This is a genomic window from Kribbella sp. NPDC023972 (assembly GCF_040639075.1).
GTDB lineage: Bacteria > Actinomycetota > Actinomycetes > Propionibacteriales > Kribbellaceae > Kribbella.
Genome location: NZ_JBEZZH010000007.1, coordinates 295,625 through 317,922 on the forward strand (window position 1 = coordinate 295,625; position 22,298 = coordinate 317,922).

At 69.5% G+C, this 22,298-nt stretch carries 23 protein-coding genes; 8 read left to right on the forward strand and 15 right to left on the reverse strand.

Translation table 11 applies throughout. The features are described 5' to 3' along the window. The first annotated feature begins 121 nt into the window (after positions 1-121). On the forward strand, positions 122-1,036 hold the full coding sequence (locus AB0F43_RS27725) for a type IV toxin-antitoxin system AbiEi family antitoxin domain-containing protein (RefSeq protein ID WP_360482898.1): 915 nt from the start codon (positions 122-124) through the stop codon (positions 1,034-1,036). Positions 1,037-1,057: 21 nt separating this feature from the next. Here AB0F43_RS27725 and hutI read toward each other — a convergent pair whose 3' ends face one another. The 9 genes from hutI to hutH all read right to left on the reverse strand — a co-directional run bounded on the left by hutI (position 1,058) and on the right by hutH (position 11,772). Further along, positions 1,058-2,221 carry an imidazolonepropionase gene (gene hutI / locus AB0F43_RS27730; protein ID WP_360482901.1) on the reverse strand — a complete coding sequence of 388 codons (1,164 nt, stop codon included), beginning with the start codon at positions 2,219-2,221 and terminating at the stop codon, positions 1,058-1,060. Positions 2,222-2,459: 238 nt separating this feature from the next. Continuing rightward, entirely contained in the window at positions 2,460-3,770 is a 1,311-nt protein-coding gene (locus tag AB0F43_RS27735) for a formimidoylglutamate deiminase (protein ID WP_360482904.1), read from the reverse strand. Then, on the reverse strand, positions 3,767-5,056 hold the full coding sequence (locus AB0F43_RS27740; RefSeq protein WP_360482907.1) for an allantoate amidohydrolase: 1,290 nt from the start codon (positions 5,054-5,056) through the stop codon (positions 3,767-3,769). Before AB0F43_RS27740 ends, AB0F43_RS27735 begins: the two co-directional genes overlap by 4 nt. Beyond that, entirely contained in the window at positions 5,053-5,982 is a 930-nt protein-coding gene (locus AB0F43_RS27745; RefSeq protein ID WP_360482909.1) for an ABC transporter substrate-binding protein, read from the reverse strand. Before AB0F43_RS27745 ends, AB0F43_RS27740 begins: the two co-directional genes overlap by 4 nt. A 96-nt stretch (positions 5,983-6,078) precedes the next feature. Next, positions 6,079-6,729 carry an ABC transporter permease gene (locus tag AB0F43_RS27750; protein WP_360482912.1) on the reverse strand — a complete coding sequence of 217 codons (651 nt, stop codon included), beginning with the start codon at positions 6,727-6,729 and terminating at the stop codon, positions 6,079-6,081. A gap of 1 nt (position 6,730) precedes the next feature. Beyond that, on the reverse strand, positions 6,731-7,390 hold the full coding sequence (locus AB0F43_RS27755; RefSeq protein WP_360482915.1) for an ABC transporter permease: 660 nt from the start codon (positions 7,388-7,390) through the stop codon (positions 6,731-6,733). Beyond that, positions 7,387-8,385 carry an ABC transporter ATP-binding protein gene (locus AB0F43_RS27760; protein ID WP_360482918.1) on the reverse strand — a complete coding sequence of 333 codons (999 nt, stop codon included), beginning with the start codon at positions 8,383-8,385 and terminating at the stop codon, positions 7,387-7,389. Before AB0F43_RS27760 ends, AB0F43_RS27755 begins: the two co-directional genes overlap by 4 nt. A 137-nt stretch (positions 8,386-8,522) precedes the next feature. Further along, a complete protein-coding gene (gene hutU / locus AB0F43_RS27765; RefSeq protein ID WP_360482921.1) occupies positions 8,523-10,208 on the reverse strand; it encodes a urocanate hydratase in 1,686 nt (561 codons plus the stop codon). Between the two features lie 16 nt (positions 10,209-10,224). After that, positions 10,225-11,772, reverse strand: a complete 1,548-nt coding sequence (hutH, locus tag AB0F43_RS27770; protein ID WP_360482924.1) for a histidine ammonia-lyase — start codon at positions 11,770-11,772, stop codon at positions 10,225-10,227. A 105-nt stretch (positions 11,773-11,877) separates the two neighbouring features. Between hutH and AB0F43_RS27775 the strand changes: the two genes are divergently transcribed. From AB0F43_RS27775 to AB0F43_RS27790, 4 genes are all read left to right on the forward strand, one after another. Then, positions 11,878-12,774, forward strand: a complete 897-nt coding sequence (locus AB0F43_RS27775; protein ID WP_360482927.1) for a GNAT family N-acetyltransferase — start codon at positions 11,878-11,880, stop codon at positions 12,772-12,774. Beyond that, the gene (locus AB0F43_RS27780) at positions 12,771-12,965 is read left to right on the forward strand and encodes a hypothetical protein (RefSeq protein ID WP_360482930.1); all 195 of its coding nucleotides are present in this window, start codon (positions 12,771-12,773) and stop codon (positions 12,963-12,965) included. Before AB0F43_RS27775 ends, AB0F43_RS27780 begins: the two co-directional genes overlap by 4 nt. A gap of 23 nt (positions 12,966-12,988) precedes the next feature. Then, complete coding sequence (locus AB0F43_RS27785) at positions 12,989-13,747, forward strand: IclR family transcriptional regulator (RefSeq protein WP_360482933.1); 759 nt, start codon at positions 12,989-12,991, stop codon at positions 13,745-13,747. A 150-nt stretch (positions 13,748-13,897) separates the two neighbouring features. Further along, on the forward strand, positions 13,898-15,340 hold the full coding sequence (locus tag AB0F43_RS27790) for a carboxylesterase family protein (RefSeq protein ID WP_360482936.1): 1,443 nt from the start codon (positions 13,898-13,900) through the stop codon (positions 15,338-15,340). 331 nt (positions 15,341-15,671) lie between these two features. On the opposite strand, the gene AB0F43_RS27795 is transcribed toward AB0F43_RS27790, so the two are convergent. From AB0F43_RS27795 to AB0F43_RS27805, 3 genes are all read right to left on the reverse strand, one after another. After that, positions 15,672-17,093 (reverse strand): aromatic amino acid ammonia-lyase, encoded by a 1,422-nt coding sequence (locus AB0F43_RS27795; protein WP_360482939.1) that lies wholly within the window; start codon positions 17,091-17,093, stop codon positions 15,672-15,674. A 136-nt stretch (positions 17,094-17,229) separates the two neighbouring features. Further along, the gene (locus tag AB0F43_RS27800) at positions 17,230-17,475 is read right to left on the reverse strand and encodes a type B 50S ribosomal protein L31 (protein WP_360482942.1); all 246 of its coding nucleotides are present in this window, start codon (positions 17,473-17,475) and stop codon (positions 17,230-17,232) included. Beyond that, a complete protein-coding gene (locus AB0F43_RS27805) occupies positions 17,472-18,578 on the reverse strand; it encodes a GTP-binding protein (protein ID WP_360482945.1) in 1,107 nt (368 codons plus the stop codon). Before AB0F43_RS27805 ends, AB0F43_RS27800 begins: the two co-directional genes overlap by 4 nt. A gap of 126 nt (positions 18,579-18,704) precedes the next feature. Between AB0F43_RS27805 and rpmG the strand changes: the two genes are divergently transcribed. Both rpmG and rpsN read left to right on the forward strand, forming a co-directional pair. Continuing rightward, positions 18,705-18,872, forward strand: a complete 168-nt coding sequence (gene rpmG / locus AB0F43_RS27810; RefSeq protein ID WP_360482948.1) for a 50S ribosomal protein L33 — start codon at positions 18,705-18,707, stop codon at positions 18,870-18,872. 3 nt (positions 18,873-18,875) lie between these two features. Continuing rightward, positions 18,876-19,181, forward strand: coding sequence for a 30S ribosomal protein S14 (gene rpsN / locus AB0F43_RS27815; RefSeq protein WP_360482951.1), 306 nt, complete (start codon positions 18,876-18,878; stop codon positions 19,179-19,181). Between the two features lie 90 nt (positions 19,182-19,271). Here the strand turns inward: rpsN and AB0F43_RS27820 are convergent, their stop codons facing one another. Then, positions 19,272-20,114, reverse strand: coding sequence for a hypothetical protein (locus tag AB0F43_RS27820; protein WP_360482954.1), 843 nt, complete (start codon positions 20,112-20,114; stop codon positions 19,272-19,274). Between the two features lie 181 nt (positions 20,115-20,295). On the opposite strand from AB0F43_RS27820, the gene AB0F43_RS27825 reads away from it, so the two are divergent. Next, positions 20,296-20,919, forward strand: a complete 624-nt coding sequence (locus AB0F43_RS27825; RefSeq protein WP_360482957.1) for a hypothetical protein — start codon at positions 20,296-20,298, stop codon at positions 20,917-20,919. On the opposite strand, the gene AB0F43_RS27830 is transcribed toward AB0F43_RS27825, so the two are convergent. Continuing rightward, positions 20,908-21,714, reverse strand: a complete 807-nt coding sequence (locus AB0F43_RS27830; RefSeq protein WP_360482960.1) for a PhzF family phenazine biosynthesis protein — start codon at positions 21,712-21,714, stop codon at positions 20,908-20,910. The two genes, AB0F43_RS27825 and AB0F43_RS27830, sit on opposite strands and share 12 nt — an antisense overlap. A gap of 61 nt (positions 21,715-21,775) precedes the next feature. Further along, positions 21,776-22,171: a RidA family protein gene (locus tag AB0F43_RS27835; protein ID WP_360482962.1), complete on the reverse strand. Its 396-nt coding sequence runs from the start codon at positions 22,169-22,171 to the stop codon at positions 21,776-21,778. Positions 22,172-22,298: the final 127 nt, after the last annotated feature.

Genomic DNA, 22,298 nt, shown 5'->3' on the forward strand with positions numbered 1-22,298 from the left:
TTGCCCCTCGCTCCCAGCTCACCACGGGAGCTGCATGCCGGACGACGAATTGTGATGGGCTGGCGGTTCGCCTGTGGACAACTCGATCCGGCCGCGCCGCCGGTGAGCCACCATCTATGGGGTGTCCGAGGTCATCGAGGTCGTCCGGCGGCGTGGAGGAACGGCGACGTTCGCGGAGCTGCGGGCGTTCGTCTCCGGCCGCGCCATTCGCCGGGCGCTGGCAGACGGGACGATCCGCCGGATCGCCAAGGGTGTCTACGCGACGCCTCCGGCGGCCGATCCACTCGCCGCGGCCAGAGCACAGGCAGGGATCGTCTCGCACCTGAGCGCCGCTGTCTTGCACGGGTTCTCGGTGCTCGACCTACCGACCAAGCCGCAGATAACGGTCCCGCATGGGCAGCACCGCCGGTTGAGTCCGGTGGACTGCGAGTTGCACTGGGCTGACGACGTTCCCTCGGAGGGGCGCGTGACCGGCAAGCTCCGGACTGTGCTGGACTGCGCCCGGACCTTGCCCTTCGCCGCAGGCCTCGCCGTCGCCGACTCGGCGCTCCAGCTCCGCGCGGTCGATCGCTCGCAGCTGATGGTCGGGGCCGCCGAACTCAGCGGTCCCGGGTGCCGTCGAGCGCGGCGGGTCGCCGCGGCCGCGGACGGGCGGGCGGAGTCACCGCTGGAGTCCGTCCTTCGTGCTCTCTTGATCCAAGCGGGTATCAAAGGCTTCGAACCGCAAGTCGTGGTTCGGGATGACGGCTTTTCCGCCCGGATCGATCTGGGTCACCCAGAGCTGCTGATCGCGTTGGAGGCCGACAGTTTCGCCCACCACGGCACGCGGCGCGCGCTGACGCGCGACTGCCGCCGGCACGTCAGTCTCACCATCCGCGGCTGGCGACTGCTCCGTTTCTCCTGGGAGGACGTGATGTTCGACCCGGACTGGGTGGTGGACGCGATCCGGCAGGTGATGGCCGGATCTCCAGGCCATCACAATTCACCCGATACCGTCGGCGCACGCGGGGACCAGCAGGTGATGCGGCGATTGTGATGGCCTGGGAGTCCGCTTCTCCTAGACAGGTCGGCCGGCGATGAAGGTTTGGGTGGTGAGGGGGACGCCGGGGCGGTAGGCGAGGTGGAGGTAGGACGGGGCGTCCAAGACGGCCAGGTCGGCCCGGGCGCCGGGGGTCAGGTGGCCGATGTCGGTGCGGCGGAGGGAGGCGGCGCCGCCCGCGGTTGCGGACCAGAGCGCCTCGGCTGGGGTCATGTGCATCTCGCGGACGGCCAGGGCGATGCAGAGCGGCATGGAGGAGGAGTAGCCGGAGCCCGGGTTGCAGTCGGTGGCCAGGGCTACGGTCACTCCCGCGTCGATGAGCCGCCGGGCATCCGGGTACGGCGACCGCGTGGAGAACTCGACAGCGGGCAGCAACCCCGCGACGACCCCGGTCGAGGCGAGGGCATCGACATCGGCGTCGGTGAGGTAGGTGCAGTGATCGGCCGCGGCCGCGCCAACCTCGCAGGCCAGCTGGACACCAGGGCCCTCGCCGAGCTGGTTGGCATGGACCCTGGCCTGCAAGCCTTTCGCTTGACCGGCGGTCAGGATCGCCCGGGCCTGATCCTCGTCGAAGGCGCCGCGCTCGACGAAGACATCGACCCACTTGGCGTACTGCGCGGATACCTCGAGCATCGGACCGGTCACCAGTGACACGTAGCCGGCCGGATCCTCGGCGTACTCCGCCGGTACGACGTGGGCCCCGAGGTACGTCGTCTCGTCGGTGAACTGGCCCGCGATCTGCAGTGCACGCGCCTCGTCCGCGATCGTCAGCCCGTAGCCGGACTTGATCTCGACAGTGGTGGTCCCCTGCCGGCGCATCTCGGTCACCAGGCGGGACACGTTCGCGGTCAGCACCTCGTCCGTGGCCTGCCGGGTCGCGGCCACCGTCGTCCGGATCCCGCCCGCGGAGTACGGCGTACCGGTCATCCGGGCGGCGAACTCCTCGGCCCGGTCGCCGGCGAAGACTAGATGCGCATGCGAGTCGACGAACCCCGGGATCACCGCCCGCCCGCCGACGTCCAGCGAAGAGTCGGCCGCCGGGGCATCGCGCCGGGCGCCCACCCAGGCGACCTTGCTGCCCTCGATCACCAGCGCCGCGTCCCGCACCTCGCCGACCAGGCCGCCCCGCGCCGGGTCGTTGGTCACCAGCGAACCGATGCCGGTCAGCAGCACCGAGGTCATGGGGCCTCCCGGCCTGGACTGAGGAGCGGAGGGAGCGAAGCGACGGTCGTGGGGCCCTCCCGCCCTGGACTGAGGAGCGGAGGGAGCGAAGCGACCGGAGTGACGAGGGAAGGGCGGGAGCCAAGGGCCCCATGACCCGCCGGCGCCGAAGGCCCGGCCAAAGGCACAGTGACGAGGGAAGGGCGGGAGTCAAAGCCCCATGACCACGCTGGCGCCGGAGGCCCGGTCAAAAGCGCAGTCATGCGGTCACCGCCACGATCGCAGCGGACAATTCACTGGCCACGTCCAGCTTCACGTGCTTGCCCTCAGCAACCATCTGCCGGCCGCCGACGACCACGTCGGTGACATCGGCGGCCGAGGCGGCGAAAACGGCTGTTTCCACAGTCCATCCGGTCCCCGCCGTACGTACGCTGTCTAACCGTACGGCGACGAGGTCCGCGCGCGCACCCGCCTCGATCACCCCCGCTTCGTCGAACCCGAGCGACCGATGCCCGTCGGCCGTCGCGGCCCTGAGCAACTCCGGCGCGGACCAGTGGCCGCGCTCCTGGGAGGCGAGCCGTTCGTCCAGTTCCACCGCGCGCATCTCCTCGAACAGATCGATCACCGCGTGACTGTCCGACCCGAGCGTCAACGGTGATCCGGCGTCGCGCAGCGCCACGGACGGGCCGATGCCGTCGGCCAGGTCCCGCTCGGTCGTCGGGCAGAAGCAGGAGTACGTCGCCGAGCTGCCGAGCAAACCCACGTCGACGTCGGTGAGATGGGTCGCGTGGACGGCGCTCGTCCGGCCGCTGAGGAAGCCGGTCTCGTCCAGGACCTGGGCCGGCGTACGGCCGTAGGCGTCCAGGCAGGCGGCGTTCTCGCCGACCTGCTCGGACAGATGGATGTGCAGGGGTGCGTCGGGCAGCGCCGACGCGACCACGCCGAGTTGCTCTTGCGGGACACCTCTGATCGAGTGCGCCGCCGTACCGATCACGACGTCGTCGGCGCCGTCGAGCAACGAGACCCGGGAGGCCCAGGCCGCGGCGTCGCCGTCGCTGAACCGTTGCTGCACCGAGTTCAGCGGCTGGTCGATGCCGCCGGCGACGTAACACGTGTCCAGCAAGGCGATGCGGATCCCGGCGTCCCGCGCGGCCGCGATCAGCGCCGTACCCATCGCGTTCGGATCGTCGTACCGTCGCCCGCCCGGGGCGTGATGCAGGTAGTGGAACTCGCCGACGGCGGTGATCCCGGCCAGCACCATCTCGCCGTACACGGCCCGGGCGAGTTGGTAGTACGACTCCGGGGTCAGCATCGACGCGACGGCGTACATCTGCTCGCGCCAGGTCCAGAACGTGCCGCGCTCGGCCTGCGTCCGGCCGCGCAGGGCCCGGTGGAAGGCGTGGCTGTGGCAGTTCGCCAGGCCGGGCAGCACCAGGCCGTCCAGCCGGATCGCGTCACCCGGGTCCGCGTCGGTCTCGACCGTGGCGAACCGTCCGTCCGCGACCGTCACCAGCACCCGCTCGGCGACCCCGGTGGGTAGCAGGGCGCGCGAGCACCAGTACGACGTCACTTCGCGAGATCCTTCAGTACGTCGGCCAACGCGTCCACGCCGGCCAGGCAGTCGTCCATCTCCGCGTGCTCGGCCGGGGAGTGCGAGACACCGGTCGGGTTCCGCACGAAGAGCATCGCGGTCGGGATCCCGGCGGCCGAGAACACCCCGGCGTCGTGCCCGGCCCCGGTCGGCAGCACCGGCGCACCATTCAGTACGTCGACCAACCGGTCGCGCAACCCGGCCGGGAAGTCGACCACCGGCGACACCGACTCGGGTACGACGTCGAGCGTCGTACCGTCACGTTCGGCCCGTTCGGTGGCCTGCTTGGTGATTGCCGCGAGCAACGATTCGAGAGTGGTCTGGTCCGCGGCCCGCGCGTCCAGCCAGGCGATCACCTGCGACGGTACGGCGTTCGTGCCGTTCGGCTCGACGGACAGTCGCCCGAACGTGGCGCGGGCGCCGGTCAGGCGGGCCTGTTTGTTCGCGGCCAGCGCGGTCATCGCGTAGGTGAGCATCGGGTCGTGCCGGTCCTCCATCAGCGTCGTCCCGGCGTGGTTGGCCTCACCGCCGAACGTGAACCGGTACCGCCCGTGCGGCCAGATCGAGCTCGCCACCCCGACCGGCGCGGTCAGCCCGCGGCCCTGCTCGACGTGCAACTCGACGAACGTTCCCATCCGCTGCAGCAACGGCGACGGCCCGACGCCTGCCGGGTCGATCCCCGCCGCCTCCAACGCCACGGCCAGCGAGACGCCCGCGCGATCCGTCAACCCCAGCGCCTTCTCCGCCGGCAACACTCCAGCCGCCACCCGGGACCCCAGACAAGGCATCCCGAACCGCGACCCCTCCTCCTCCACAAACACCCCGACCCCGATCGGCACCGAAGGCGTGAACCCCTCCGCCCTCAACCGATCAACAGCCGCCAGGGCCGAAACCACCCCCAGCGGCCCGTCAAACGCTCCCCCGTCAATCACCGAATCCAGGTGGCTGCCGGTGACGATGCCCGGGCGGTACGCCGGCCCACCGGCCGGCTCCCCGTTCGCGGTTGCAGACGAACCGGCGACGTCCGGGGGTACGAGCCCCGCGCGGGGAGTCGGCCGGGGAGCCGGCTCACCGTGCGGGTACCACCAGGCGATGAGGTTGCCGATGCCGTCGGATTCGAGGGTCAGGCCGCGGGTGGTGCACTGGTCGGTGAACCAGTCGGTGGCGGCGCGTTCGCTGGGGGTCCAGCCGCCGCGGCGGTAGGCCCCGGTGTCGGGGTCCCGGCCGACGGCGGCCAGCGCCGCCCACATCTCTTCGAAGCTCAAGACAGCGGGTTCTTCGACAGCCAGTCCTTGGCGACCGCGTTCGGCGACTCCTTGCCGACGTCGATCCGCTTGACCATGTCGGTCAGCGCGTCCGTGGTCAGCTTGGCCGAGACCGCGTTCAGCGTGGTCACGACGTCGTCCGACTTGTGGTCGGTCCGGATCAGCGGAACGATGTTGTTCGGCGGCAGGATGTTCTCCGGGTCCTCCAGCATGACCAGGTTGTTGTCCTTGATCAGCGACTGGGTGGTGAAGAAGTTCGACACCTGGATCTGGTTGTCCAGCAGCGCCTTCAGGCTCAGCGGGCCGCCGGCGTCCAGCGTCTTGTACTCCTTGAACTCGACGTCGTACTTCTCCTTCAGGCCCTTCAGGCCGGCGTCACGCACCTTGAACTCGGAGCTGCCGCCCGCGACCATGTCCTTCGCCACCGGCTTCAGGTCGGCCAGCGACTTCAGGCCGTACTTGTCCGCGGTCGCCTTGGTCACCACGATGGTGTCCTCGTCGGCGGCCGGCGACTTGTCCAGCACCTCGAGTCCGGACGGCAGCGACGACTTCAGCGCGTCGTACGTCGCCTGGTCCTCGGTCTCGGTGGCGTCCTTCTTGAAGTAGTGCAGCGCGGCGCCGGTGTACTCCGGGAGCAGGTCGACCGAGCCGTCCTTGATCGCGGCCATGTAGGTCTCACGGTTGCCGATGTTCGGCTTCTGCTTGACCTCGATCCCCTTCGCCGCCAGCGCCTGGCCGTAGATCTCGGCCAGCAGTTGGCTCTCGGAGAAGTCGGCGGAACCGACGGTGAGGCTGGTGACCTTGTCCGGTGCGGGCGACGAACCCGCGTCGCTGTCGCCCAGCTGATCGCCGCCACCCCCACAGCCGGCCAGGCCGAGCACCGCCACCCCGGTGATCGCAGTACGGATGAGCGTGGATCTCAACACGAGAGCCTCCAGTGTCTGGTCAGCCACCGGCCGTTGCCGATGGGTCTTTCGGTGGGGCGGTTCATCGGTTCAAGTTCATCAGGTACGTCGGACAGTTCAGTCGGTCTTGAGTCCGTCGGACACGGCGACCCGGCCGAGCAGCGCGAACAGCACGTCGAGCAGGATCGCCAGCAGCGCCACCAGCAGCGCGCCGGTGAACATCTGCGGGAAGTCGCGGAGCTTCAGCCCGTCGACCACGTAGCGGCCGAGACCGCCGAGCGACACCAGGGCGGCGATCGTCGCGGTCGAGACGATCTGCAGGGTCGCGCCGCGCAGACCGGAGATGATCAGCGGCATCGCGATCGGGATCTCCACCTTGGTCAGGATCTCGCGTCCGGTCATCCCCATCCCGCGGGCGGCGTCGATCGTGGCCGGATCGACACCCGACAGACCGGCGTACGTCGAGGCCAGGATCGGCGGAATACCGAGCGCGACCAGGGCGATCAGCACCGGCAGGAAGCCGATCTGGTCGGTCAGCAGCACGGCCAGCATCAGCAGCCCGAGGCTCGGCAGCGCACGGGCCGCGTTGCCGAGGTTGATCGCCAGGAACGCGCCGCGCCGGGTGTGGCCGATCCGCAGTCCGACCGGAAGTGCGATCAGCGTGGAGAGGCCGAGGGCGGCGAACGTGTACCAGATGTGCTCGAGGATCCTGGACCAGATCCCTTCCGGGCCGGACCAGTTGTAGGAGTCGGTCAGGTATTCCCACATGTCACGCCACCTCCACCGGCGGAGTGGCGAGCACGCGGGCCCACGGAGTGAGCAGCCGCTGCAAGCCGACCAGGATCAGGTCCGCGAGCAGTGCCAGCAGCAGTGAGAGCACCACACCCACCACCACCGGGGTGAGGAAGTCCTTCTGGAAGCCCTGGGTGAACAGCTCCCCCAGTCCGCCGATCCCGATGACCGCGCCGACGCTCACCATCGAGATGTTCGCGACGGTGACGACACGCAGCCCGGCGAAGATCACCGGTACGGCGATCGGCAGGTCGATCGCGATCAGCCGGTGCAAGGAGCCGTACCCGACCGCGACCGCGGACTGCCGGACATCCGGCGGCACGGACCGCAACCCGTCGATCACGTTCCGGATCAGCAGCGAGACCGTGTAGATGGTGAGGGCCACGATGATGTTGACCGTGGACAGCACCTTGGTGCCGAGGATCGCGGGCAGCACGATGAACAGCGCGATCGACGGCAGTGAGTACAGCACCCCGCCGAAGGCGATCAGCGGGTTCGCCAGCCAGGAGAACCGGGTCGCCACGTAGCCGAGCGGCACCGAGATCAGCAGCCCGAGGATGACGGGCAGGATCGCCAGGTAGAGGTGCTCCCGCAACTGCTCCCAGATCAACCCGAGGTTGTCGCCGATCCAGCTCATGACCGCAGTGCCTCGGCGACGATCACCTGGTCTACGACCCCCACTGCCTTGCCGTCGGAGCCAACGCAGACGCCCCAGCCGGTCGGAGAGGTGAGTACGGCGTCCAGCGCGGCGCGGAGCGAGTCACCCTGCTGGAACACAGCGCCGATCGGCAGCATCTCGTGGTCGGTGCGCCAGCCGACCGGCACGCCGGCGTCGTCCAGCACGAGCTCGGGCGGCAGCGGCTTGACCGGCAGCTCGTCGGGGTGCACGAAGGTGAGGGCGCGGTAGCCGCGGTCCTGCCCGACGAAACCGCGGACGAAGTCGTCGACCGGGTTCGCCAGCAGCTCGGCCGGTGGCGCGAACTGGGCCAGCTTGCCGCCGACCCGCAGTACCGCCACGTTGTCGCCGAGCTTGATCGCCTCGTCGATGTCGTGGGTGACGAACACGATCGTCTTGCCGATATCGCGTTGCAGGCGGAGCAGCTCCTCCTGCAACTGGTGCCGGACGATCGGGTCGACCGCGCTGAACGGCTCGTCCATCAGCATGATCGCGGGGTCGGCCGCGAGCGCCCGGGCGACGCCGACTCGTTGCTGCTGGCCACCGGACAGCTGGGCCGGGTACCGCTCGGCCAGCTTGACGTCCAGGCCGACCCGCTCGAGCAGCTCCATCGCGGTGTCGCGGGTCTTGCGCTTGTCCCAGCCGAGCAGCTTGGGCACGGTGGCGATGTTGTCCACCACCGTCTTGTGCGGGAACAGCCCGGCGTGCTGGATCACGTACCCGATCCCGCGCCGAAGGGTCACCGGGTCCTTGCCGGTGATGTCCTCGCCGTCGATCGAGATCGTGCCGGCGGTCCGCTCGATGGTGCGGTTGATCATCCGCAACGACGTGGTCTTGCCGCAGCCCGACGGCCCGACGAACACGGTGATCTGACCACTCGGGATCCGCAGGGACAGGGTGTCAACGGCGACGGTGCCGTCCGGATACCGCTTGGTGACGTCCTCGAACTCGATCATGGCGCCCCTTCGCGCTCGTCGTCGGTCGCCCGATCGACCCTAGCGGAACGAGCGACCGAAGCCACGTGATCGCTCGATATCTCGGTCCGCGGAAAGTGCACCATAGCGGTAGAGAATGCCATGGTCGCACTCGGTGGTCAGGATTCCTGCATCGGAACCCGGACACCTCGTTCGGCGGCAACCTCTGCTGCCTTGTCGTAGCCGGCGTCGACGTGCCGGATGACACCCGTCGCCGGGTCGTTGCTGAGTACCCGCTCCAGCTTCCGCCGGGCCAACTCGGTGCCGTCGGCAACCGAAACCTGGCCGGCGTGGATGGACCGGCCGATCCCGACCCCGCCGCCGTGGTGGATCGACACCCACGACGCGCCACTGGCCACGTTCACCATCGCGTTCAGCAACGGCCAGTCCGCGATCGCGTCCGAGCCGTCCAGCATTCCTTCGGTCTCCCGGTACGGCGACGCGACGCTACCGGTGTCCAAGTGGTCCCGGCCGATCACGATCGGCGCCTCGAGCTCACCGGAGGCGACCATCTCGTTGAACCGGACACCGGCCTTGTCCCGCTCACCCTGACCCAGCCAGCAGATCCGGGCCGGCAAGCCCTGGTAGGCGACTCGTTCGCCGGCCAGCTTGATCCACCGGGTCAGGTGCTCGTTGTCGGGGAACAGGTCCAGAATGGCCTGGTCGGTCTTGGCGATGTCGGCCGGGTTGCCGGACAGCGCAGCCCACCGGAACGGGCCCTTTCCCTCGCAGAACAAGGGCCGGATGTACGCCGGCACGAACCCGGGGAACTCGAACGCCCGGGCATACCCGGCCTTGCGCGCCTCGTCGCGGATCGAGTTGCCGTAGTCGAACACCTCGGCACCCGCGTCCTGGAAGCCGACCATCGCCTCGACGTGCTTGGCCATCGACTCCTGGGCCCGGTGGGTGAACCCGGCCGGGTCCTTCTCCCGCGCCGTCGTCCAGTCCTCGAACTCGACGCCGATCGGCAGGTACATCAACGGGTCGTGCGCCGACGTCTGGTCGGTCACCACATCGATCGGCGCACCACGGCGGAGCAGGTCCGGCACGATCGTGGCCGCGTTGCCCAGGACACCGATCGACAGCGGCTTGCGCGCCGCCTTGGCCTCCTCGGCCAGTCGCAGCGCTTCGTCGACGGACGACGCGCGCACATCGAGGTACCGGTGCTCGATGCGGCGCTGGATCCGCGACTCGTCCACGTCGACGCAGATCACCACGCCGTCGTTCATCGTCACCGCCAGCGGCTGCGCACCACCCATGCCGCCGAGCCCGGCGGTCAGCGTGATCGTGCCGGCCAGCGAGCCGCCCCCGCGGGCGCCAGCCCGCTCGAACTTGGCAGAGTTCTTCTCGGCCACCGCGCTGAACGTCTCGTACGTGCCCTGCAGGATGCCCTGGGTGCCGATGTAGATCCACGAGCCGGCCGTCATCTGGCCGTACATCGTCAGCCCCATCGCCTCCAGCTTGCGGAACTCCTCCCAGGTGGCCCAGTCGCCGACCAGGTTCGAGTTCGCGATCAGCACCCGTGGCGCCCACTCGTGCGTCTGCATCACCCCGACCGGGCGGCCGGACTGCACCAGCATGGTCTCGTCGTCCTTCAGCGTGGTCAGCGTGCGCACCATCGCGTCGAACGAGTTCCAGTCCCGGGCCGCCTTCCCGGAGCCGCCGTACACGACCAGTTCGTCCGGATGCTCGGCGACCTCGGGATCGAGGTTGTTCTGCAGCATCCGCAGTGCGGCCTCCTGCTGCCAGCCACGGGCGGTCAGGGTGGTACCGCGGGGCGCGCGGACGGGACGGGGTCCGGACATGGGTGATCCAGCCTTTCTAGGACAGTGGGCCGGTGACGGCCTCGGCAGCGAACAGATAGGTGCCGTCGGCAACTAGCCGGACGGAGTGCTCGATCTCGGGGGCGAGGTGCCGGTCGGTCCCCGGCCCGTCGACGTACTCCCGCAGGGCGTCCCGGACGGCGGCGGTGGCCGGCGCCGGAGTGAGGGGTGCGCGCAGGTCGAGCGCCCGCGCGGCAGTCAGGATCTCGATGGCCAGGACGCGTTGCAGCCCGTCGATCGCCCGGCGCAGTTTGCGTGCGGCTGACCAGCCCATCGAGACGTGGTCCTCCTGCATCGCGCTGCTCGGGATGGAGTCCACACTGGCCGGTACGGCGAGACGCTTGAGCTCGGACACGATCGCGGCCTGCGTGTACTGCGCGATCATGTGCCCGCTGTCCACACCGGGATCGTCGGCCAGGAACGCGTTCAGCCCGTGGTTGCGGGCGACGTCGAGGAAGCGGTCGGTACGACGCTCGCTGATGCCGGCCAGGTCCGCCACGGCGATCGCGAGGAAGTCCAGCACGTAACCGACCGGCGCACCGTGGAAGTTGCCGTTCGACTCGACCCGGCCGTCCGGGAGCACGACGGGGTTGTCGATCGCGGCGGCGAGCTCGCGATCGGCGACCGTGGCCGCGTGCGCCGCGGTGTCCCGCGCGGCACCGTGCACCTGCGGCGAGCAGCGCAGCGAATAAGCGTCCTGGACCCGGTTGCACTCGGGACCGCGGTGGCTGGCCACGATCGCGCTGCCGGCGAGGATCGCGCGCAGGTTGGCGGCTGCGGATCGCTGACCGGGATGCGGCCGGAGAGCCTGCAGATCGTCGGCGAACACGCGGTCGGTGCCGAGCTGGGCCTCGACGCTCATCGCGGCGGCGAGGTCAGCGGTCTTGGCCAGCCGGTCGAGGTCGGCGAGGGCGAGCACCAGCATGCCGAGCATGCCGTCGGTGCCGTTGATCAGCGCGAGACCTTCTTTCTCCGCCAGCACGACCGGCGTCAGGCCGTGCCTGCGCAGTGCGTCGCCCGCATCGAGAAGGTTGCCTTCGGCATCTCTCACGAAGCCTTCGCCCATCACCGCGAGCGCGACGTGGGCCAGCGGCGCGAGATCACCGGAGCAGCCGAGGCTGCCGTACTCGTGCACCACCGGAGTCAGCTTGGCGTTGAGCAGACCGGCGTACGCCTGGGCCGTCTCGACCTTGACGCCGGTGCGGCCGGTCGCGAGGGTGGACAGCCGGAGCAGGGCGAGGGCGCGGACGACCTCGGTCTCCACCTCGGGGCCGGAACCGGCGGCATGCGACCGGACCAGGCTGCGCTGCAACTGCGCGCGCAACTCCGGCGCGATGTGCCGGGTGGCCAAGGCGCCGAAACCGGTCGAGACGCCATAGTGCGGGGTGTCCGCGTGGGCGAGCGCCTCGATCGCGGCCCGCGACTTCGCGATCTCTTCGAGCGCCTGGTCGTCGATCCGTACCCGGACTCCGTGCCGCGCCACCGCCACGACATCGGCGGGCCGCAACGGGCCGACGCCGACGATCACCTCGTTCTGCTCTTCCACTCGTTCATTCCACCGCGTGGCACGGACAACCGACAGCAGCGCCAAGCACTTTCTGTCTCGCATCTGAGACATAGCGGTGGACCGCCGGCCACATAGGGTGAGGGAATGGTGTTCGAGATCCGGACGGCGGGGCCGGAGGATGCGGTGGGAATCGCCCGGGTCTGGGCCGCCGCGATGCCGCAGCTGGTGAAGACGGCACGCGGTATCGAGGCCGAACTACGTAACAGCAGGCAGCGGGTCGTGCTGCTCGCGGTCGAGGGCTCCGAGGTGGTCGGCCTCGGCAACGTGTTCCTGCCGGCGCCGGACGAGCAGGCGCCCCGGCTGCGGATCGCCGTCCAGGTGCCACCGGCGTCTCGTCGACGTGGCATCGGCGGTGCGCTGGCCGACCGGATCTCGGCACAGGCCGCGGAGGCGGGTGCGGCAAAACTGCTCGTCGTGGTCGGTGACGACGACGAGTCGAAGGGGTTCGCGATCCGGCGCGGCTTCACCATCGGCCGCCGGATGAGCCACTCCCGCGCCGTCCTGAGCGCCGTACCGGCACCTGCTCCCCCGCCGGACGGGTTGCGCGTGACCGACCTCGAGCAGGTGGATCCGGAGCAGTTGTGGCGTGCGGTCGCGGCTGTCGCCGAGGGTGATCCGAGTGGCCTGTCGTTCGCACCGCCGTACGACGAATGGCTGGCGACCGACTGGAGTCACCCGGACCTGCGGCGCGACCTCAGTGCCGCGGTGCTCGACGGTGACACCGTGCTCTCCTTCGTGATCACGACCGCCGACCAGCAGCGGCGGGTGATCTGGTCGAACCTCACCGGGACAATCCCGGAGGCTCGCGGCCGTGGACTGGCGAAGGTGGTGAAGTCGCTGGCGCTGGCGCGGGCACGGGATGCCGGCTTCGCCCAGGCGTACACCGGGAACGACGCGGCGAACGTCCCGATGCTGGCAGTGAACGCGTGGCTCGGCTACACGGAGTCGTCGGCCGCCTGGACCGCGGAGAAGGCCCTGTGAACCGTCTCGTTGTCTCGCTCACGATCTTCGGAATTCTCTCCGTCGCGGTCGGCATGCTGACCTCCGGCGACGACCAGGACGTCGACTGGGCGATCGCCGGTGGACTGTTCGCGGTCGCGCTGGCCGGTGAGGGATTCCGGCTCTGGCTGCGCCGTAGCCGCGCCAAGTCCCGCGAATCGTCCGGAATCTGAGATTTCGCGGTTACGCTGCCGTTGTGAGCGGCAACGTTCCCGCCTCGACCCGCACGTTGCGGGTACTGACGTTCCTGGCCACCCAGCCCGGACCGGTGCCGATGGAGCGCATCGCCTCCGCGGTCGGCCTGCCGCGCTCGTCGACGTACCACTTGCTGCGGGCAATGATCGACGAGGGCTTCGTGGTGCACCTGCCGGAGGAGAAACGGTACGGGCTCGGGGTGGCCGCGTTCGAGATCGGCTCGGCGTACCTGCGCCACGATCCGCTCGAACGACTGGCCCGCCCGCTGCTCGTCCAGTTGGTCGCGGAGGTCGGCCAGACCGCCCACCTCGGCGTACTGCACGGTCGTGAGCTCGTCTATCTGCTGAAGGAGCAGCCGCCTCGCCCGGTCACGCTGGTCACGGATGTCGGCGTACGCCTGCCCGCCACCCTGACCGCCTCCGGCCGGGCCCTGCTCGCCGAACTCCCGCCGGCCCAGGTCCGCGCCCTCTTCCCGAGTCCGGACAGTTTCGTACGGCGAACCGACCACGGACCGCAGACACTCACCCAACTCCGCCGCCTGCTCGCCGACGAGAAGCGCCAGGGCTACGCGGTCGAGGATTCCTTCATCAGTCCCGGCGTCTCGTCGGTGGCCAGCGCGGCCGTCGATCACGCCGGCCACCCGGTCGCCGCGATCAGCGTCACTTTCCGCACCGACGCTGTACCTCCTGCCGACCGTCGCGCCCTGGCCCACCGCATCCGCCAGGCCGCCACCGCCCTGACCCGCCGCCTGCACGGCTGAGTGGTCCTAGCACCACCATGAATGGGGACGTGGACTGACTGTGTAGACCGCGCACGAACGCGAGGGTTGAGGCTCGGTCGTTCGATCTGGTGGAGGAGCATCGTGTTTCGCGGTCTGGCTGCTGTTGTTGGAGCTGTCGCACTCGGCGCCGTGGGAGTGGTTCCCGCGGCCGCCGATGACGAGGTCGTCAGGACGGAGGGCGGCTTACTGCGCGGGATCGCCCAGGACGACGTCCGGACCTTCCGCGGGATCCCGTACGCCGCTCCACCCGAGCGCTGGCGATCACCGCGCCCCGCGCCGCCTTGGTCAGGTGTGCGGGACGCGAGCCAGTTCGCCGACAGTTGTGCGCAGGGCGAGCATCCGGTGGGCGTACCGAGCACCAGCGAGGACTGCCTCTATCTGGACGTGACAACGCCGGCGCGGACCGGGAAGAACCGGCCGGTCGTGGTCTGGATCCATGGCGGCAGCTTCAAGCACGGCGCGACGAGCTTGTACGGACCGAATCGGTTCGCGGCGCAGGGTGACGTGGTCGTGGTCCAGGTGCAGTACCGGCTCGGGGCGTTCGGCTTCCTCGCCAGCCCGTTGCTCGGCAGCGGCTCGGGCAACTACGGTCTCGAGGACCAGCAGGCCGCACTGCGTTGGGTACGGCGGAATGCGGCGGCCTTCGGCGGTGACCCGCGGAACGTGACGCTCATGGGTGAGTCTGCCGGTGCATACAGCGTGTGCGACCACCTGGCATCACCGACCGCGGCCGGGCTGTTCGATCGCGCCATCATCCAGAGCGGTCCGTGCGCGCAGGAGTACTCCGCGATGAACTACGCGGCGCCGAGGCCGCGGGCAGTCGCCTTCGACTACGGCCGTCAGCTCGCGGCCGATCTCGAGTGCGCGACGGCCGCCTGCCTACGGGCGGTCCCGGCCAACAGGTTGCTGGCAGCGACCGAACCCGATGAGTTCGGCCCGGCGCTCGGCGGGCCGGTGCTCCCCCGCCATCCGGCCGAGGCCTTGCGGCTCGGCAAGGTCAACCCGGTCCCGGTCCTGCACGGCATCAACCACGACGAGGAGTCCGGCCGCTACGGCGCCCAGGAGGTCTTCGGCGCCCCGATCACTCAGGCGGCGTACGAGGCAGCGATCCGCGACACCTTCGGGTCCGACGCCGACCGGATCCTGACCGAGTACGCCGACGTCCAGCCGGCCGGTCGTGCTCTCGCCACCGTGATGACCGACTCGCAGTGGTCCACTCCGGCCGCGAGGACCAACCGCCTGTTGTCCTCGCGGATGCCGACGTACGCCGTCGAATTCGCCGGCGACGCACCTTGGTACGCCGGAGCACCGAAGCCGGACTGGCCGGTGGGCTCGCACCATCTCAGCGACGTCGCCTACTTCTTCGACCTGAAGGTCTTCGACCCGCCGCAGCAGCGGTACGCCGACGAACTCATCAGGCACTGGGCCACCTTCGCCCGCACCGGCACCACCCCGTGGCCGCGGACCACACCCCGCGACCAAACGGTCCAGTCACTCACCCCGACCGGCACCGCCCGGACCAACTTCACCGAAGACCACCGCATCCCCTTCTGGCAGTCGCTCGAACGGTAGGACGGCCGCCCAGCGCACTGGATCGACCGCTGCCGATCACTGGTTGCTAGGTTCCGGCGACTGAGGGTGAGATCGAGGTGAACACCGCGGGAGGATGACCTCGCCGGTACTCCGACAGTCCAGCTGGCCAAGCTGGCCCCGGTCCTGTTCGGCGGCAAGTCATCAGTCACGATCCCGGTCGGTGCCGAGTGGGTGTCCGATCCGGTGCGCGTCGCCGTACCGGACGACACCGACCTGGTGATCAGCACCTACTTCCCTGGCCCAACCGGTCCGCTGACTCAGCACCCGGCCGGGTACGCGACCGGCTTCCTCGCCACCGGCGATCTAGGGTCTAACCCGATTCGGCGGGATGCTCGACCTGGCGGTCGCCCCACTGTGTGAGCAGGCCACGGGCGATCTCCAGGTCCTCCCGCAGTGACCGGTCGGCAAGGTCACCCGGCAACGCGGCCAGAGCGTCGGCCAGCCACGGTCCTACCGCTGCCGGCGCCAGATCGTCAGGAGTCAACCCTGCAAGGCGAATCGCCCGCACTGCCGTGACCAGCTCACTGGCCAGCACCTCTCGCAGTGCGTCGAGAAGCTGAGCCGTCAGTACGGCGGCCTGTGGCGCGAAGCTGGCGTGGTGCTCGGCTCCACGGGACAGCGTCGCCGTCCCGAGGGTCGCGGGCTGCGCCGACGAACGGACCGCGGCCAGCGCGTCGTGAGCGACGTACTCGATCATCATCACGCCCGAGCTCGCCTCCGCACCGCTGGCGAGGAAGCGGCTCAACCCCGTGAACTCGGGATCGACCAGGTTCGCGACGCGCGACGTCGACAGGGTCGCGACACTGTGCAGACTCAGCCGAAGCGAGTCGAGGGCCAGCGCGATCGGCATCGCGTGCCAGTTGCCGTTGTGCAGCACGGTGTCATCGGCAACCAGCGGGTTCTCCGCGGAGGCGTTGATATCGATCCGCAGACTGTTGCCCAGAGCATCCATATGGTCGACGGCAGGGCCGAGCACCTGCGCGAAGGCCCTGAGTCCGAAGGGATCCTGGACCCGTGCGGGCGGAATCGGCAGGCCGTCGAGCAGGCCGCGCATCCGGCGCGCCACCCGGACCTGACCCGGTTGCGGCCGGGCTTCGTGCACGCGAACGTCGTACACCTCGGCGTTCCCACGCTGGGCGACATGCGACAGTGCGCCGACCAGCGGTACCACGTTGATCAGCGTGGCGGCCTCGACGTACGCGAGACAGCACTCGGCCAGGGTGAGCGCGTTGCTGGAGAGCAGCGGCAACGCGCTGGTCCCGTCGATGACGTCGCCGAGCGCGAGCCCGAGCTCGGCCAGCGGCCCGAGATCGCCGGTCCCGATCGCACCGCCGCGATGGAGATCCGGCAGTTCGTCATCGTTGAGCAGCGCAACGATCGCGTCGGCGACCTCGGGTTCCAGTCCGGACCCGCCGGACGCGAGCTGATTGACCCGGATCAGCAGCCCCAGCCGGACCACGTCCTTCGGGTACGACGTCGTACCGGTGGTCGAATGCGATCCGAGCAAGCGGGCGCCATGCTCCGGGTCGGAGGTGAGTACGTCGCGGTTCGCGCCGACCCCGGTGGTCCGTCCATACACGGGCCGGTGCCGAGCCACCTCGGCCACCGCGAGGGCCGACTCGTGCATCCGCTTCCGGGCGTCGTCACTCAACCGCACCGCGGTCCGCCGCTGCCCCAACGCGACAGCCTCCAACGGCGTCAGCCCGACACCCGAGATCTCCACCGGCTCCATGCGCACAGTGTGATCCCCGGCACCTCCCCCGCGACAGCAGCTCACCAATCCAGGCGTCTGAAATCCGAGACAAGTGACCAGGTTGGCGAACGAAACAGCCCGCCACCATCAGGCGACGGGCTGTGGAGGCCGGAGCTTACGACTGGCCGTAGCGCTTCTTGAACTTCTCGACCCGGCCCTGGGTGTCCATCACGCGCTGCTGGCCCGTGTAGAACGGGTGGGTGGCGGACGAGATCTCGACGTCGACGACCGGGTAGGTATTCCCGTCGTGCCACACGATGGTCTCGTTGCTCTCGCGTGTCGAACCGGTGAGGAAGCTGAAGTCGCCGGACTTGTCCCGGAAGACGACCCGGCGGTAGTCGGGGTGAATGTCCTTCTTCATGCAGCGGTACTTCCTTCCAGATAAGGGGCGAACGGGTCGGTCAGGGGGTGGACCGCTTCGTCCGCACGCAGTAGACAACCATCGAGCCGCTCGCGTAATTCCCGGACATCCAGGCCGACCCCGGTGATGGACAGGTACGACGCGCGATCGCCGTGCACGGGGTGCCACTCGAGGGCCGAGCGGGCCTGGTGCTGCTGCCCCACTCCGGACCACCGGTCGGCCGGCAGGTCCGCCAGCCATGGCCCGAGCACCCCGATCGAGATGTTGGTACCGAAGCTGTCCCAGCTGAGCCGGTTGCGGTGCTGAGTCGCGAGCCACACCGTTCCTCGGCCTCGCGCCGTACCGGCCACCAGATCCTCCAGCGCGTCGTACAGCCGCTCCGGGTGGAATGGCCGGTCCGACTGCCACACCAGGGTCCGCACCGGACCGCCCTCCGTCGGCGCGCTGATCGAACCAGGCTCCGTCCACGTCTCGGCCGCGTCCGGATCATGCAGTCGTACGCCGAGCAGCCCAGCCGGCGTGGCCCGGACGAGCAACTGTGCGTTGATCGCCTGCACCAGCGCCCGGACCGTCTCATCGTCGCTGCTCAGCACTGCCGCGTTCGCGTACTCGAGCTGGCGGGCGACCACCTCGGAGATCGCGCGGCCGTCCTCGGCGGCGGTCGGGATGCCGCGGTCCTGGATGAGCTGGTCGCCGGTGAGGTCGTCGATCACGCTGCCGGTGTCGACCGTCGTCACGACCGCGTCCACCCGCAGCTCGTCGGCGGCGTCGCGGGCTATCTCCTCGGCAAGGACCTGGGTGTCTCCGGCGCCGGGCACCGACACGATGGCGGCGTCGTACCGCTCGACCGCCGCGATGCTGACCAGCAGCGCGACCAGTGAGCCGCGCATCGCGCAGGAGACGCACGGGTGTCCCATCCGGATCACCTCACGGTCGATCACGCCGCCCGCGGTCCGGGCGATCCGTACGACGGACCCGCCGGCCAGACCGCTGACGTCGTACTCGACCAGGACGCCGGCCGGCCCGGCGGCGGCGAGCAGGTTCCCCGCGACGGCGGCGCGGAACGGCTCGTCGACACCCGTCAGCAAGGTCACCGGTAGCATCAGCACTCCCGCCTTATTGAAAACGATAACCAGTACAACGTACACTCTGGATCGGAATAGCGGCTACCCGGCCGGTGTTCTGCCGAAGCAGAGGGTCACCCGCCAGGTGATCCAGGAAAGGACAGTATGGCCAAGCGCAACGACCTCCGCCCGATCGTCAAGCTGCGCAGTACAGCGGGGACCGGGTTCACCTACGTGACCCGGAAGAACCGGCGGAACAACCCCGACCGGCTGGTGATGCGCAAGTACGACCCGACGATCCGGCAGCACGTCGACTTCCGCGAAGAGCGGTAAGAGGTGGCGAAGACCAGCAAGATCGCCAAGAACGAGCAGCGCAAGCGGATCGTCGCGCGCTACGCCGAGCGCCGGGCCGAGCTGAAGCGGATCGTCGCCGATCCGCGGTCGACCTTCGAGGAGCGTGGCGCCGCACAGCTCGAGCTGCAGAAGCTGCCGCGGGACGCGAGCCCGATCCGGGTCCGCAACCGCGACGTCGCCGACGGCCGGCCGCGCGGTTACCTGCGCAAGGCCGGCATCTCGCGCGTCCGCTTCCGCACCATGGCCCACCGCGGCGAACTCCCCGGGATCACCAAGTCTTCCTGGTAGTGCCCGAGCCGCGACGTGGATGCCGCGGCCCCGGGCAGCACGACGGCCCTCCCCGAAGTCAGGTGGCTTCGCGGAGGGCCGTCGTCCGTCTCAGAGACGGTTGTAGGCCTTGAGCGTCCGGAGGGCGGCGACGGTGACGAGGCCGCGGTACTCGAGGGTGGCGGCCTGGCTGGGCGGCTCCCAGGTGAGGGCCCACCCGCCGTCGGGTTGCTGGTCGGCGATCAGGCGATCGAGGTGCGCCTCGAGCTGAGCGTCGTCGAAGAGCGGGCGCCAGAAGCTGTCCGGCGTCGGTACGAGGTGTAGCGGCGTCACGCCGTACGACGAATCCTTGGCGTCGGCGCGATACCACTTGAGCTTGGGTAACCAGTCGCGGACCTTGTCGAGGTCGGCGTCGTCGGTGTGCTCCAAAAACTCCATCGAGACGTGCATCGCGTGGGCGTCGTCGGGGAAACCCTTGGCCAGTTCGGCAGCACACCAAGCGGCAGCCTGGTCACGCCACGGGTGTTCGAACCCGAACTGGAAGAGCTGACCGACCAGACCGGCCGTCGGGTTGAGACTGGGCTCGTAGGTCCACTCGCTGATGTGCTCGGCCCGCGGATAGCCCTCGACGGCCGGGCCGCAGAGCGGGATGGCACCATCGGGCGTCGCGACCGACTGCAGCCAGTCGACGGCGCGGCGGATCAGCTCCTCGTCACGCGCCCCGGCAGTCAGCAGAGTCTCGAAGGCGACCTGCACGTCGAGCGGGAGGCTCTCCGGGCAGCGCTTGTCCGGCTCCAGTCCGTGCCCGAAGCCGCCATCCGCGTTCTGGTAACCACGCAAGGCATCCACGACCCCGTCCGTATCGGCCCCCTCGAAGAGAGTCGCGAACACCCGCCGCTCGACCAGCCGCGCCTCCCGGCGTACGAAATCCCGACCTGCGCTGAAGATGTCCATACCCTCACCCTGACGCAGACCGCCGACAATGTCTTGAACGAAACAGACACGTCACGGTTCGAAGCGGCGGCCCATTCCGACGGCGATCTTCGGGTGGGAGTTCGCGCCGGCGGCCGCAGTCCGCATACTTACGCCTGGCAATCACAGCCCACAGACAAGGGAAGAACACCTAGTGACCGAAATGGACATCGCTGCCCCCACCGAGCAGTTCTTCTCCGCGGAGACCCGGGAGGCGCTCGCCGAGGCGAGCCGCCGGCTGGCGGAACGTCTCCAGGCCCACACCGAGGCCCTGCTGGCGATGACCGGCGACGAGGAGCACACCGCGCTCTACGACCAGAACGCGGCACTCGAGGAACTCGTCGAGAGCTGGAACGACGCCGTCTTCGAGCACACCGGTACGGCGCCGCTGCTGCTGGAGGACAGCACCGACGACGAGGACGACGAAGAGGTCGAGCAGGACCACGTGATCAGCGTGGTGTCCCGGTTCGACCTGCGGGTGGTCGACCTGGACGCGCTGCTCGAGGCCGGCCGGGCCGCCCAGGAACGGCACCCGGCCGAGCTCGAGGAGGGCGAGAAGGAGCCGGTGGGCTCGGCCGAGCAGGCGATCTACGAGATCAGCCGTGAGGTTGGGGAGGCGTGGTTCGAGCTCCCCGGTATCGAGATGGTGGCCGGCGCCCGGGCGTACGTCGTACCGGAGTACCCGTTCGAGCCGCTCGACGCGGACGCCGAGGACGTCGTCACCGAGCTCATCGCCCCGAACGGCGTCGCGACACACGCCGAGACTTGGGCCAGCCTATACGAGTAGTTCACCATCCAGCACGGTGACCGCCTGGCCTTTGAGGTAGACGCGGTCGCCGGCTGAGGTGACGCGGACGACGCCGCCTCGGGCGGACGCCTGGTACCCGACCAGTTCGTCCCGCCCGAGGCGCTCGGTCCAGTACGGCGCCAGCCCGGTGTGCGCGCTGCCGGTCACTGGATCCTCGGGGATGCCGCTGGCAGGCGCGAAGAACCTCGAGATGAAGTCGTGCTCAGCGCTCGGCGCCGTCACGGTCAGGCCGCGGATGCCCTCCCGCCTGGTGATCAACGCGACGGCCGCGAGGTCCGGAGCGAGATCGCGGACAGCCTGCTCCCCGGGCAGCACGGCCAGCAGATCGCGCAGCTCGCCGGTGAGGTAGACAGCCTCCGGCTCGGTCCCGAGAGCGTCGGCGAGACCGGCCGGGACCGCGGTCGCGATCGGCCGGTTCACCGGGAAGTCGAGCGTGATCCAGCCGTCCTCCACCTTCGCGAGCAGCACTCCGCTGAGGGTCGCGAAACTCACCTTCCCGGCCACCAGCCCGTCCGAAGCCATCGCGTGCACGGTCGCGAGAGTCGCGTGCCCGCAGAGGACAGCCTCCTTCACCGGCGTGAACCAACGCAGGTCCCAGTCCGCCTCGCCGTCCGGCGCCGGCTTCGCGAAGGCGGTCTCGGCGTGCTTCATCTCAGCCGCGACCGCCTGCAGCCAAGCGTCGTCCGGCCAGTTCCCCGCCTCGAGCAAGCACACCCCGGCCGGGTTACCCCCGAACGGACGATCGGCAAACGCGTCGACAACCCGGATTCTCATGCGCCCGACGCTAGAGCCGCCGTACGACCGAATCCAGAGCCACTCCGCAACCAAGTGGCCCTCAAGCCATCGCTACGGCGTCGATCTCCAGCAGCCAGTTCTCGGCATAGATGTCGCAGATGATGACGGTGAGAGCCGGGGCGTGACGACCGAGGACCTCCTCGCGGATCTTCGAGTTGATCGCGCGGTACTGGCGGTCCGACAGGTAGGTCGTCACCTTGACCAGGTTCCGCACGCCCATTCCCGCTTCGGCCAGGACCGCGAGCACGTTCCGCCAGACCATCCGGCACTGCGCCTCGAAGCTCTCCGGCACCCGCCCGTGCTCGTTGCCCCACGGCACCTGACCGCTGACGAACACCATCCGCCGGGCACCGTCCACCTGCACCCCGTGCGTGTAGTTCCCCTCGGCCGCCGGCAGGATCGCCGGGTTCAACGCCTCGATCGCAAGCTGCACCATGCGTGTTCCCCCTCCACTAATTCCCGCCCCCCGGGTGTCCGTACTCCACCATGTCTACCCTGCCCACCCTCGCCCACACACTCACCGACCCCCGATCGATGGCGAACCGACAAACAAGTGACATGCC